Genomic DNA, 12923 nt, shown 5'->3' on the forward strand with positions numbered 1-12923 from the left:
ACGTTATGTATCTTTCCGTACAGCTTAGCTATTACCCGCTGGCTGAGGATTTCAAGCCGGTGGTGAAAGACGTGGTAAAACGCCTGGAAGCGACAGGTCTCGAAGTACACCCTAACCGGATGAGCACCCAGGTGTTTGGTGAATTCGACGAGGTGATGGCAGCACTGAGCGATGTCATGAAGTGGTCGTTCGAGACCCATGGAAAAGCGGTATTTACCGCCAACTTTCTAGAAGGCGACCGGCGGCCTCGTTAACGCCAACATCAAAAACGCCGCCCGGTTGGGCGGCGTTTTGGTCTGGTATAAAGGTAACGCTTATACCAGCGAATCCAGGCAGGACTCGATAATATCCAGCCCTTCATTGAGGACGTTGTCTTCAATGGTGACTGGCATCAAGAAGCGGATGGTGTTGCCGTACATGCCGCAGGAAAGCAGGATCAGCCCTTCTTCACGTGCTTTTTTGCACAGCGCCGCGGCCAGTTCTGGGTTGGGTGTACGGTCGGTCTTGTCGGATACCAGCTCAAACGCGGCCATGGCACCCATGTTGCGGCCGTTATCAACGCAGGCGAACTTGCTTTCCCAGCTGCTGAAGCGCTGCGCCAGCTTTTCGCCCAGCGCCTGGCTCTTCTCGAGAATGTTTTCTTCTTCAAACACTTCCATTACCGCAAGGGCAGCCGCACAGGCGGTCGGGCTGCCGGTGTAGGTGCCGCCCAGCGAGTTGGGGCCGGAAGCGTCCATGACCTTGTCGGTACCCACGATCGCGGAGATCGGCATGCCGTCGGCCATGCTCTTGGCCATGGTCATGATGTCGGGCTCAACACCGCTGTGCTCGATGGCAAACATCTTGCCGGTACGGCCAAAGCCCGACTGTACTTCGTCGATGATCATCAAGATACCGTGCTCATCGCAGATTTCGCGGATCTTGGTCAGGAAGCTGGTAGAAGCTGGGTAGAACCCGCCTTCACCGAGTACCGGTTCCAGCACGATAGCAGCGGTATCTTTGGGGTTGGCATCGGTTTTCAGCGCCATTTTCAAGCCACGGATGGCTTCGTCTTCGCTTACGCCGTGGTAAGGCACGGGGTAAGGGGCGCGGAAAACGGTGCCCGGCATCGGGCCAAAGTCGGTCTGGTAAGGCGCGACCTTGCCGTTCATGGCCATGGTGTAGAAGGTACGGCCGTGGTAGCCGCCGTCGAAGCAGACCACGTTGGAGCGTCCTGTGGCGGCGCGGGCAACCTTGATGGCGTTTTCCAGCGCTTCGGCGCCGGAGTTGGCCAGCATGACCTTGGCGTGGCCACGAACCGGGACGATCTGGCTGAGCTTCTCGGCGACTTTTACATAGCCTTCATAGGGCATTACCGTCTGGCAGGTATGCATCACCTTGTCGAGCTGGGCTTTGACTGCCGCTACGACCTTGGGATGGCGATGGCCCACGTTCAATACGCCAATGCCGCCGGCAAAATCGATAAAGCGGTTGCCGTCGGCGTCCCATACTTCAGCGTTTTCCGCGCGGGCGGCAAAGGCAGTGGCGGGGCTTGCGGCACCAGCAGCAACATACTTGTTTTTTAACTCGTTTAACTCGGCATTACTCATAGTTCAACTCCTGAGTGGATGGGGATAGACTTCAGCATAGTGCGCAATAGGCAGGATTACATGGATGAAGCGACCACAACGCGATTGCGACCCGACTGTTTAGCTTGATACATGGCTTTATCGGCATGATCAAGTAACCGGGTGGTGGAGGCCTCGACATAACCTGCCACGCCTGCGGAGAGCGTAACCGTCAAGGCCCGCTGGGTAAACGTTGTCTCGGCAACGGCACTGCGCACGCGTTCCATGGCCTGCCGCGCATTTTCGGCATCCACTTCGGGCATGATGACCAGAAATTCCTCGCCGCCCAGGCGAATCTGGATATCGGTCTCGCGCAGTGTCTCGTTCACTTTAGCCGTGACTTCTTGAAGAATATTGTCTCCGACGCCGTGGCCGTAGATATCGTTGATCGCCTTGAAATTATCCAGATCAAACATCGAAACGCTGAGTGGACTCCCATAACGCGAGCTTCGACTTAGCTCCTGCTCCAGGCGCTGCAAGCCAGCCCGGCGGTTCAACAGGCCGGTGAGTTCGTCATGGTGGGCAAGGTAGTGCAGGCGCTCGTTGGCTTTCTGAAGGCGCTGTTCCAGCCGCTTGCGCTGGGTGATATCGACAATGAAAGTGACTTTTCGTGGTAGCCCATCAGCGCCTTCAATGCGTGCAGCCTCGGTGATAATGGTGCGAACTTCGCCATTCTTGCAGCGTACTTCAAGTTCCTGGCGGAGTTCATGGCTTTCTTTGCCCGCAAGAAATGCATCGTGTAAAGCCTGCATTTTGTCGCGATGCTCTTCTGGAAACACAATTGTAAAAGGCTGGCCCAACAACTCCTTTTCGTCGTAACCGTAAAAGTCGCAGTAGGCTGGGTTGACCATCTCAAAATTGCCATTGGGATCGACAATGCAGATACCCAGCGGCGCCGCCTTGATGACGTTTTCCGTATTGCGTTTAGATTGGTCCAGAAGCTGATGAATGTCTGGCGAGGCGGAACTAGTCATTGGGTACCTGTAAGCTGGCCTGTTGTGATTCTTCGCGCAGCGCTATCAGGCGCTGCGTCAAGGCTTTGTCGTCAGCCAGGGCATTGATGGCCGGTCGCGCATAGTAGAACCCCTGCTGGCAGGGAATGCCTTCACGGGCCAGCCACAATGCCTCTGCGTGGGTTTCCACGCCTTCGGCAATCAGTTTGATGGCTAGCTCATCGGCCAGTTGAATGATCGAACGAAGCAGCGACTGGCGTCTATTATCATGGTCACAGTTCATCACCAGTTCGCGGTCTATCTTGATTTTATCGGGGACGAGGTCGGTCAGCAGGTCAAGATTGGCGTAGCCGTTACCAAAATCATCCAGAGCCGTCCTGAACCCCATCGAGCGATAGGCATCGATAATGTTGCATAGATGCTGGCGGTCGCGCACGCGCTCGGTTTCGGTAATTTCGAAGATCAGCCGGTCAGTCGGCCAGCCGACGCGCTGAGAAACATCCAGTGTCGCCTGGATGCAGGCCCTGGGTTCATACACCGCGTTGGGTAAAAAGTTGATCGACAGCGCCGTCGGCATATCGAGGGCGCTTGCCATTTCGATGGCTTTTACCCGGCACGCCTGGTCAAAGTGATAGAGCAGGGTATCGGTCACCTGGGAAATAACGCTCCAGGCGGACTCACCTTGCGGTCCGCGTACCAGGGCCTCATAGGCGTCAATTTTGGCAAGCGATACATCCACAATAGGCTGGAAGGCCATTGTGAAATCGAAGGGCAGCTCGCCTTCACAGCGTTTGCAGGTTCCGTTCACGCGCGCGCACTGACTCATCGTGTCTCCAGGTCTCTTGCGCTCGCCAATGGCAAAACAAGCGCGGCATTGCTTACTTAACCCAACAATAACAGGTCACTGTTGAAAGTTGGTCAACTTTCCGTAAGCTTTTTGTATATGTATTGTACAGTATTTGATGGCAACGAACATCAGTCAAAAAAGCGCCGGGATAGGCTGCTTTTTACAGTAGCCTAATAGGTCGTTGGATAGTGTACGGTTGGATAGACGTTTAAATGAAATCGGCCAGACTCAGATAATACCCGCATCGCGCAGTGCCTGTCGCTGTTCAGGGGTAATGCCAATACCGGTCAGCACGTCGTCGGTGTGCTCGCCGAGATAGGGCGGCGCCGTGCTGGCGCTGATGGATTGACCGTTCATGCGAATCGGATTTGCGACCAGATCAACCTGGCCCGCCTGAGAGTGGGGCAGCGTCTGCTTCAGTCCACGCGCCTTGACATGGGCATCGTCGAAGACCCGATCCAGAGTATTGATTGGGCCGCTGGGCACGCCCACGGCTTCAAACCTTGCCAGCCAGTCGTCGGTGGGGCGCTGGGCAAGCGCCGCCTCGAGTACCGGTACCAGCTGATCGCGATGCTGAACGCGCATGCCGTTGGTGGCAAAGCGGGGGTCGTCAGCCAGGGCGGGCAGTGAAAGCACCGAGCAAAAGCGCTTGAACTGCTCGTCGTTACCCACGGCGACAATCATATGGCCGTCCTGGGTGGCAAAGGCCTGGTAAGGCACGATATTGGGGTGGGCGTTACCCAGCCGCTGGGGAACGTTGCCCGAGGTTAGATAGTTCAGGGCCTGATTGGCGAGCACGCCTACCTGAACGTCCATCAGCGCCATATCGATATGGCAGCCGACACCCGTATCGCGGCGCTGGTATAGAGCGGCGAGCACCGCGTTGGCGGCGTACAGACCGGTGAAAATGTCGGTAAACGCCACGCCGCTTTTGACCGGGCCGCCACCGGGTTCTTCATCAGGTTTGCCCGTCAGGCTCATGATCCCGCCCATGGCCTGAATCATGAAGTCGTAGCCAGCGCGGTGGGCGTAGGGGCTTTCCTGGCCGAAGCCGGTGATCGAGCAATAGACAAGGCCTGGGTTGAGCGCCTTGAGGCTTGCGTAATCCAGACCGTACTTCTTGAGGCCGCCGACTTTGAAGTTCTCTATCACCACGTCGCTGTCAGCCGCCATCTGCTTGATCAGCGCCTGACCCTCGGGCTTCGCCATGTCCACCGTGACCGAGCGCTTGCCGCGGTTGGCGCACAGGTAGTAGGCCGACTCTTCGCTGCCCGCGAGCCAGGGCGGCCCCCAGTGACGGGTGTCATCGCCGCAGCCTGGGCGTTCCACCTTGATCACGTCGGCCCCCATGTCGGCCAGCATTTGCCCGCACCATGGACCGGCCAGCACTCGGGAAATATCGAGTACCTTGATCCCGGCCAAGGGTTTGGTCAGCTCGCCCATAGAGGCTCCTGTAATGGATGATAGGTGCTCAAAGTCTGGTGCTTGACAGACAGTGATGAAAGGCAGTGATCAAAAGAACGCCTGAATGCCGGTCTGGGCGCGCCCCAGAATCAAGGCATGCACGTCGTGGGTGCCTTCGTAGGTGTTGACCGATTCCAGATTCACCATGTGACGAATGACGCCATACTCGTCAGAAACGCCGTTACCACCGTGCATGTCGCGGGACTGACGGGCGATATCCAGCGCCTTGCCGCAGTTGTTACGCTTGATCAGCGAGACCATTTCCGGCGCCCAGTTGCCGCTATCCATCAGGCGGCCCACCTGCAGCGCTGCCTGCAGCCCCAGGGTGATTTCCGTCTGCATGTCGGCGAGTTTTTTCTGGATCAGCTGGTTGGCGGCCAGCGGGCGACCAAACTGCTTGCGGTCCAGGGTGTACTGGCGGGCAGCATGCCAGCAGAATTCAGACGTACCCATCACGCCCCAGGCAATGCCGTAGCGGGCCTTGTTCAGGCAGCCAAAGGGCCCCTTCAGGCCGCTGACGTTGGGCAGCAGGTTCTCTTCGGGCACAAACGCATTTTCAAGCACGATCTCGCCGGTAATCGACGCGCGCAGCGAAACCTTGCCTTCGATCTTCGGCGTGGTGAAGCCTTCCACGCCGCGCTCGACGATAAAGCCCTTGATCTGGTTGTCGTGGGCGACCGACTTGGCCCAGACCACGGCGATATCGGCAATCGGACTGTTGGTGATCCACATCTTGGCGCCGGTCAGGCGGTAGCCGCCGTCAACTTTCTCAGCCCGGGTAATCATGTTGCCGGGGTCGGAGCCGTGGTCTGGCTCGGTCAGGCCGAAGCAGCCGACCATTTCGCCGCTGGCAAGCTTGGGCAGGAATTTCTGCTTCTGTTCTTCGGAGCCGTAGGTCTCGATGGGGTACATCACCAGCGACGACTGCACGCTCATGGCGGAGCGGTAGCCGGAGTCCACGCGCTCGACTTCCCGGGCGATCAGGCCGTAGGCGACGTGATTGACGCCTGCGCCGCCGTAGTCGGGGGAAACGGTCGCGCCCAGCAGGCCAAGCTCGCCCATTTCGGTCATGATCTCGCGGTCGAAGCGTTCTTCACGGAAGGCGCTGAGCACCCGGGGCTGAAGGTTTTCCTGGCAGTAGTCGTGGGCGGCGTCGCGGATTTGGCGCTCTTCATCGCTCAGCTGGTGCTCAAGCAGCAGCGGGTCGTCCCAGTTGAAGTGTGACATGTGAACTCCTTGGTGCAGTCCCGCAGGCGCCCGCAAGCGACCACGGCAATCACGTGGCGGTCGATATGTTGCTGCGGCCAATGTATCGCCGTTATTTTAAAATATCTACATTTTTTTAAAACGCAGAATTTATTCGATGCCGCGTGCCTTGAGCACACGGGTGATGATGGGCACTGGCGTCATCAAATGGTCGCGCATCAGGATAGATGCTCGATCTGCATCCCGGGCTAGGATAACGTCGACCAGTGCCGCATGCTCCTGGCGCTTCTGTTCCAGGGCCGTGGGCGACATGACGGTTTCCTGCAGCCAGAGATGGCGGTAGCGCTCCACCTGGTTGAACAGGGTATCGCGCATTTGCAGTAAATGCGGTGAGTTGCAGCCGCTGGCAATGGCGGTATGAAAGGCTTTGTGACGCAGATCCCAGCCGTCGAGCAGCTCATCCGGCGAGCTGATGGCAGTGACCTTGGCCAGCCGGTGCGCCGCTGCCAGCACGTCGGCTTCCCAGTCATCGTCGCCGCGTTCGATGGCCAGGCGTAGAATGAGCCCCTCAAGCTGCGCGCGGGCATCGTAGATATCGTTGAGCTCGGCAAGCGACATGGGGGCAACGCGATAGCCCCGCTGGCTGATGGCCACGACCAGGTGGTCGGCCACCAACTGCGATAGCGCCTCGCGCAGCGGGCCGGTGCTGACCCCGTAGTCGTCTTTGAGGCGGCTCATCAGCAGCTTCTGTTCTGGCGCGAAGCGGCCGCGGATAATATCGTGCTTGAGCATTCGGTAGGCGCGAATGGCGAGGTTCTGACGCGGCGCGTCTGGCTCCATGGTGTGTGGGCTCCCTGGTAAAGGCTGGATGATATCGGCACCAGCAGAATAACGGCTATTATCAGAAAATGTTAACAATGTGGCCTGGAGGAAGAGATTGATGTGGGATTTCATCATTATCGGTGGCGGTATCCTGGGCATGTCCACGGCGATGCAGCTCCAGCAGACCTACCCCGATAAACGGCTGCTGGTGCTCGAAAAAGAAAGTGGCCCCGCACAGCACCAGAGCGGCCATAACAGCGGTGTGATTCATGCCGGCGTGTATTACACGCCGGGCAGCTTGAAGGCTAAATTCTGCCTCGAGGGTAACCGTGCTACCCGCGAATTCTGTGACCAGCACGACATTGCCTACGACATCTGCGGCAAGTTGCTGGTCGCGACGAACGAGGTCGAAAAGCAGCGCATGGAAGCGCTTTGGGAGCGCACCGCGGCCAATGGCCTCGAGCGTGAATGGCTGGAAGCCGATGCCCTGCGCGAGCGCGAGCCGAACATTACCGGCGTGGCGGGTATCCATGTGCCTTCCAGCGGGATTGTCGATTACGCCGAAGTGACTCGGGCCATGGCCGCTGACGTTCAGCGCCTGGGCGGTGAAATCCGCTATGAGGCGGAAGTGACGGGGTTGGAGGAGCGTCGCCAGGAGGTGGTGGTGAGCACAGCGGAGGCGTCGTACACCAGCCGTTACCTGGTGTCGTGTTCGGGGCTGATGGCCGACAAGGTGATCCGCATGCTGGGGCAGAAGCCCGACTTCACGATCTGCCCGTTTCGCGGCGAGTACTACCAACTGCCCGAGCAGCATAATCACATCGTGAACCACCTGATTTATCCCATTCCTGACCCGACGATGCCGTTTCTGGGCGTGCACCTGACCCGCATGATCGACGGCAGCGTGACCGTCGGGCCCAATGCAGTGCTGGCGTTAAAGCGTGAAGGCTACCGTAAGCGCGATGTATCGCTTGCCGATATGGGCCAGATGTTGACCCATCCCGGTATTCTGAAGGTGCTGGGCAGGCATTTTCGGCCGGGCCTTGCGGAAATGAAAAACTCGTTTTACAAGCGCGGCTACCTGGAACTGGTGCGCAAGTACTGCCCCAGCCTGACGGCGGATGACCTGCTGCCTTACCCGGCGGGGGTTCGCGCCCAGGCGGTCTCCAAAGACGGCAAGCTGGTGGACGACTTTCTGTTCGTCAATACCCGACGGACGCTCAACGTGGGTAACGCGCCGTCACCGGCGGCGACCTCGGCATTGCCCATTGGCGCGCATATCGTGAAGCAGGTCGCGGCGCTGCTGATCGATTGACCCCGGCGCTTAACCAAACAGCAGACGCAGCAGGATCGCGGCGATCATCGCAAGGGTCAGGTATTTGATCCACATCGCCCCCCGCGGGCTCATGTTGACCTTTACCGCCAGCCAGGCGCCGGTCATGCTGCCCACCGCCAGCAGAAGCCCGTAGCTCCAGCGCACCTGGTCAAACCACATGAACATCGCCAGGGCGGGGAGGCTGTAGACGAGAATGATCAGTACCTTGAAAACATTCACCTGTGCCAGGTCGATTTTCAGCATGCGGTACAGCACGATGATGAACAGCACGCCCACGCCGACCTGAATAAAGCCGCCGTAAATGCCGATCACGAACATGGCCAGATAAATCAGCGGGGTCAGTCGTTCCTTGGTGAGCGGGCGGGTATCCAGCTTGGGTTGCGGCAGCAGCATCACCAGGGCCGAGGCGGCCATGACGGCAATCAAGATCGCCTCGAACAGTGCATCACTAACCTGCAGGGCGAGCCAGGCCCCCACCAGCGAGCCGACCACGGCCGGTACCGAAAGGCGCAAGCTCAGGCCGATATGCGAGGCGCCTGCGCGTCTGAAATTGCTGATGGCGGACACGCTCTGGAGCACGATGGCGACGCGGTTAGTGCCGTTGGCCACCTGGGTGGGCAAGCCAAGAAACATCAATAGCGGCAGTGCCAGCATCGAACCGCCCGCCGAGAGGACGTTGATGAATCCGGCGATAATACCAATGCCCACCAGTGCGGCGGCTTCCCAGAGCATCATGCGCGGCGCCTTCCAGGGGTGTAGTGTCGATCGAGCATGGGGGCCTCCTTTCCAGAAATGTCGATAAGCCTTTAATCATATAAGCATCGCCAGCTAAACGCACGCAGACGACTTTTCGCTCTGGCGAAACGTTGAAGCAGGGTTTGCCTTGATGCCAAGTTATTGGCATCACACGGCGATTGCATGCTAATTTCATTGGGACTGCTTCCATTCGATCGGAAGCTGGATGTATTACCTCCCTATTCGTCAACCATACCTATAAGTCCAAACAGGACGGAGGAAACGCTTATGCGAACGCTTTCTAAAGCTGCTGCCGCTTCACTCTTGGCCGTTGCGCTGCCTGCCAGCGCCCAGCAACTGTCTATCGCCACGGGCGGAACCGGTGGTGTTTACTACCCCATCGGCGGCGGTTTCGCCGAGATGATCAACGAGCATATCGAAGGCGCTCAGGCCACCGCCGAGGTCACCGGTGCGTCGGTTGAAAACATGGGCCTGATCATGCGCGGTGACGCCGATATGGCCCTGGCCCTGGCTGACACGGTCTATCAAGCCTATACCGGTACCGGCGACTTTGAAGGCCGCCAGATCGAGAATACCCGCGCGCTGGCATCGGTGTATCCGAATGCCGTGCAACTGGTCACCCTGGCCGACTCGGACATTGAGTCACTGGCGGACCTGGAAGGCAAGCGGGTCTCCGTGGGGGCACCGGGTAGCGGTACCGAACTGAATGCGCGCGCCGTACTGGAAGCCAACGGCCTGAGCTATGAAGACTTCACGCCCCAGCGGCTGAACTTCAACGAAACCGCTGACGCCATTCGCGATGGCGACATCGATGCGGGTTTCTGGAGTGTCGGGCCACCCACCAGTTCCATCATGAACCTGGCCACTACGCGTGACATCCGCATCATCGGCCTCTCCGATGAGGAAGTTGCCAACGCGCGGGAAGAAGTGGAAGTCTTCGCGCCCTACCAGCTCCAGGAAGGCCTCTACGAAGGCATGGACGAAACGGTCCAGACCATCGGCATTCCCAACGTACTGGTGGTCAACTCGGATATGGATGAAGACCTGGCGTATCAGTTGACCCAGTTGCTGTTCGAGAATACTGACGAACTGATCGCGGTTCATCCGGCGGCGAACGATACCACCGTCGAGTTCACCATGGAGTCCACACCGGTGCCGCTGCATCCGGGCGCCATTCGCTACTTTGAAGAAGTGGACGCCGAAATTCCGGATCGTCTACGTCCCTGATCCGTACGCAGGCGATCATTATGCAACCATTACGACGCCTGCCTTGGACACTGGCCGCAAGGTTAGTCCCGGCCTTCGTGCTGGGGCTAACCGTTTCACCATTAGCCGGAGCGGAGTCTACCTCTGCTCCGGCTAATGCGTCTGAGTTCCTGGTAGTGACCAACGAGCAGGGCGAGCAGCTCTTCCACACGCCGATGCCCGCGGGCACCCGCTGGTGCCTGAAATGGCAGCATTCGGTGGAGAAGTTTACGGTCCTGGACTGTTATCGAAATCATGCGGGGGTGATGGAGCTGGAGCGCAGCCACCAACCCGACTTTGCCGCTGGCCTGGGGCATATTTATGGTCGTGGCGAGCAGGTTTCCGATGGTCAGGGCGGATATTGGATCGAACATATCGACGAGCCCGTTCCGGGGAATCAGTATGTATTGCGTGTCGGCGCGCCTGCCGTTAACCACCGCTTGGTGTGGCAGCGTAATGGTCAGGCACACAGCTTCAGCCTGAGTCAACGCGCCGCCGGGGAGCGGGTAACGCTGCGCCTGACCGAGTCGGCTGACGCCAACACGAAAAACTAATCAGCCAGATATATCGTCTGACGAGGACTCCATGAGTGAATCAAAACAACCTTCGGTGGTAATGCCCGGCGGCAACGTGGTTCAGCCACGCGCTGTGTTGTGGTGCATTACCATCGTGGCGGTAGGGCTTTCACTGTTTCAACTTTACTCAGCGGGCATCCAGCCGCTGGGGCTGTTTTATCAGCGCAGTATTCACCTGGCGCTGATCATGATGCTGGCCTTTTTAATGTTTCCGGTATTTGGCGGTGGGCGTCCCAGAGGCATTGTGGGCTGGGGGCTTGATGCGGTGTTTTTTACCGGTGCCTTGATCACGGGCGGCTATCTGGTGCTGTATCTCGACGAGATCATCAATCGGGCCGGTTTCTGGTCGCAGACCGATATTACGGTGGCCTGCATCGCCACGGTCACCGTGCTGGAGGCGAGCCGCCGAGCTGTCGGCCTTAGCATGACCCTGATCGGGCTGATCGCGATTCTTTACGCGATGGCAGGGCCACGTGGTGATCTGGCCTGGCTGGGGGAGTGGTTGCCCGGCATCTTGGGGCATCGGGGCTATAGCTTTGATCGTATTGCCGGTCAGCTCTACCTCGGCCAGGAAGGCATCTTCGGCCTGCCGCTGGGCGTTGCCGCGACCTATATCTTTATTTTCGTGCTGTTTGGCGCTTTTCTGGAAAGTACCGGTGCCGGCAAGTTCTTTATCGACATGGCTTACGCGGCGACCGGTCGCCAGCGGGGCGGACCTGCCAAGGCGGCGGTATTGGCCTCCGCAGGCATGGGCTCCATTTCAGGTAGTGCAATCGCCAATGTGGTGACCACTGGTGCCTTTACCATTCCGCTCATGAAGCGCCTGGGTTACAAGCCCAAGCAGGCCGGTGGGATCGAGGCCGCGGCTTCCACTGGGGGGCAGATCATGCCACCGCTGATGGGGGCGGGGGCGTTCCTGATCGCTGAATATACCAATACGCCGTACCTGGAAATCGTCAAGATCAGTATCCTGCCCGCGATCATGTACTTTGCAACGGTTTACCTGTTCGTGCATATCATCGCGCTCAAGCAAGGCATGCAGGGCATGGCCAGAAGCGAGCTGCCGCAGATGCGCCAGGTGATGAAGGATGGCTGGCACTTCCTGCTGCCGCTGGGCGTTCTGGTATGGCTGCTGGCGATGAGCATGTCACCCAGTCGCGTCGGCTTTTATGCAGTCGTCACCATGGTGGCGGTGGCCGTGTTGCGTTATGTGTTGTGGTTCTTCTTTGTGGCCCCTCGCCAGGGCGAAACCGTGACGGCCCACAGCATCAAGGAGATGGCCGCTGCGGGTTTCAAGAAACTGGTGGAAGGCCTGGAGTTGGGGGCGCGCAATGCCGTCGCCGTCTCCATGGCGTGTGCCGTTGCGGGGATCATCGTGGGCATTGTCGGGCTTACCGGCCTGGGGCTTAAGTTCTCGTCGATGATGATGGCGTTTTCAGGCGGCAACATTGTGCTCGCGCTGATCATGGTATTGCTGGCAAGCCTGGTTCTGGGGATGGGGCTGCCGGTCACCGCCAGCTATATCGTCTTGATCGTGCTGGTCGGCCCGGCGCTGACCACAGAATTCGGGATTCCGCTGCTGGTCGCCCATCTGGTGGTGTTCTGGTACTCCCAGGACTCTAATGTGACGCCGCCCATTGCCCTTGCGGGCTTCGCCGGGGCCGCCATTGCGGGCAGCAAGCCCATGGAAACCAGCTTCCAGTCGTGGAAGTTCGCCAAGGGGCTGTACCTGATTCCGCTGTTCATGGTGTTCAACCCGGAGATCATCGTGGGCGGGCCGGTGCCGCTGGTGATCTGGAACGCGGTGATTGCCTTGCTGGCATTATGCGCCTTTGCCGCCGCGCTGGAAGGTTACCTGTTCACCCGCATGGGGTGGCTGTCACGTGTGGCGATCGCTTGCGCTATCGTCGGCGTGTTCTACCCCAACCTGATGGCGGAAGTCGCCGGTGTGGTGGTCATGAGCGTGGCGATTGTCGCCAACTGGCTGGCCAGTCGCCGGGAGTCTACTGTCGCCGCCTAGCCTGTTAACGGGCAGGTGGTGTATTGATTCATGGCACAACCGCCGCACAAAAAAAGGCCTGGCATATCGCCAGGCCTTTTGCGTCGAGGTTG

Annotated in this window: 12 protein-coding genes; 5 read left to right on the forward strand and 7 right to left on the reverse strand. The window is 58.9% G+C overall.

What is annotated here, in order from left to right; all coding sequences use genetic code 11:
* Nucleotides 1-5: 5 nt before the first annotated feature.
* Nucleotides 6-254: a YkoF family thiamine/hydroxymethylpyrimidine-binding protein gene (locus ADS46_RS14580; RefSeq protein WP_066321271.1), complete on the forward strand. Its 249-nt coding sequence runs from the start codon at nt 6-8 to the stop codon at nt 252-254.
* 60 nt (nt 255-314) lie between these two features.
* Here the strand turns inward: ADS46_RS14580 and gabT are convergent, their stop codons facing one another.
* The 6 genes from gabT to csiR all read right to left on the reverse strand — a co-directional run bounded on the left by gabT (nt 315) and on the right by csiR (nt 6917).
* Nucleotides 315-1589, reverse strand: a complete 1275-nt coding sequence (gene gabT, locus ADS46_RS14585) for a 4-aminobutyrate--2-oxoglutarate transaminase (protein WP_066321273.1) — start codon at nt 1587-1589, stop codon at nt 315-317.
* 56 nt (nt 1590-1645) lie between these two features.
* Nucleotides 1646-2581 (reverse strand): GGDEF domain-containing protein, encoded by a 936-nt coding sequence (locus ADS46_RS14590; protein WP_066321275.1) that lies wholly within the window; start codon nt 2579-2581, stop codon nt 1646-1648.
* Nucleotides 2574-3386 carry an EAL domain-containing protein gene (locus ADS46_RS14595; RefSeq protein WP_066321276.1) on the reverse strand — a complete coding sequence of 271 codons (813 nt, stop codon included), beginning with the start codon at nt 3384-3386 and terminating at the stop codon, nt 2574-2576. Before ADS46_RS14595 ends, ADS46_RS14590 begins: the two co-directional genes overlap by 8 nt.
* 249 nt (nt 3387-3635) lie before the next feature.
* Nucleotides 3636-4850 carry a CaiB/BaiF CoA transferase family protein gene (locus ADS46_RS14600; protein ID WP_066321277.1) on the reverse strand — a complete coding sequence of 405 codons (1215 nt, stop codon included), beginning with the start codon at nt 4848-4850 and terminating at the stop codon, nt 3636-3638.
* 69 nt (nt 4851-4919) lie between these two features.
* Nucleotides 4920-6098: an acyl-CoA dehydrogenase gene (locus tag ADS46_RS14605; RefSeq protein ID WP_066321278.1), complete on the reverse strand. Its 1179-nt coding sequence runs from the start codon at nt 6096-6098 to the stop codon at nt 4920-4922.
* A 129-nt stretch (nt 6099-6227) separates the two neighbouring features.
* Nucleotides 6228-6917: a DNA-binding transcriptional regulator CsiR gene (gene csiR, locus ADS46_RS14610; RefSeq protein ID WP_082926099.1), complete on the reverse strand. Its 690-nt coding sequence runs from the start codon at nt 6915-6917 to the stop codon at nt 6228-6230.
* 100 nt (nt 6918-7017) lie between these two features.
* On the opposite strand from csiR, the gene lhgO reads away from it, so the two are divergent.
* Nucleotides 7018-8214, forward strand: coding sequence for an L-2-hydroxyglutarate oxidase (gene lhgO / locus ADS46_RS14615; protein ID WP_066321279.1), 1197 nt, complete (start codon nt 7018-7020; stop codon nt 8212-8214).
* A 9-nt stretch (nt 8215-8223) separates the two neighbouring features.
* On the opposite strand, the gene ADS46_RS14620 is transcribed toward lhgO, so the two are convergent.
* Nucleotides 8224-8970 (reverse strand): sulfite exporter TauE/SafE family protein, encoded by a 747-nt coding sequence (locus tag ADS46_RS14620; RefSeq protein ID WP_066321280.1) that lies wholly within the window; start codon nt 8968-8970, stop codon nt 8224-8226.
* Between the two features lie 288 nt (nt 8971-9258).
* On the opposite strand from ADS46_RS14620, the gene ADS46_RS14625 reads away from it, so the two are divergent.
* The 3 genes from ADS46_RS14625 to ADS46_RS14635 are packed head-to-tail and all read left to right on the forward strand — an operon-like array spanning nt 9259 to nt 12831.
* Nucleotides 9259-10218, forward strand: a complete 960-nt coding sequence (locus tag ADS46_RS14625) for a TAXI family TRAP transporter solute-binding subunit (protein WP_066321282.1) — start codon at nt 9259-9261, stop codon at nt 10216-10218.
* Between the two features lie 20 nt (nt 10219-10238).
* Nucleotides 10239-10790, forward strand: coding sequence for a DUF1850 domain-containing protein (locus ADS46_RS14630; protein ID WP_082926100.1), 552 nt, complete (start codon nt 10239-10241; stop codon nt 10788-10790).
* Between the two features lie 31 nt (nt 10791-10821).
* A complete protein-coding gene (locus ADS46_RS14635; protein ID WP_066321283.1) occupies nt 10822-12831 on the forward strand; it encodes a TRAP transporter permease in 2010 nt (669 codons plus the stop codon).
* Nucleotides 12832-12923: the final 92 nt, after the last annotated feature.

The sequence above is a fragment of the Halomonas sp. G11 genome, from assembly GCF_001663515.1.
GTDB lineage: Bacteria > Pseudomonadota > Gammaproteobacteria > Pseudomonadales > Halomonadaceae > Vreelandella.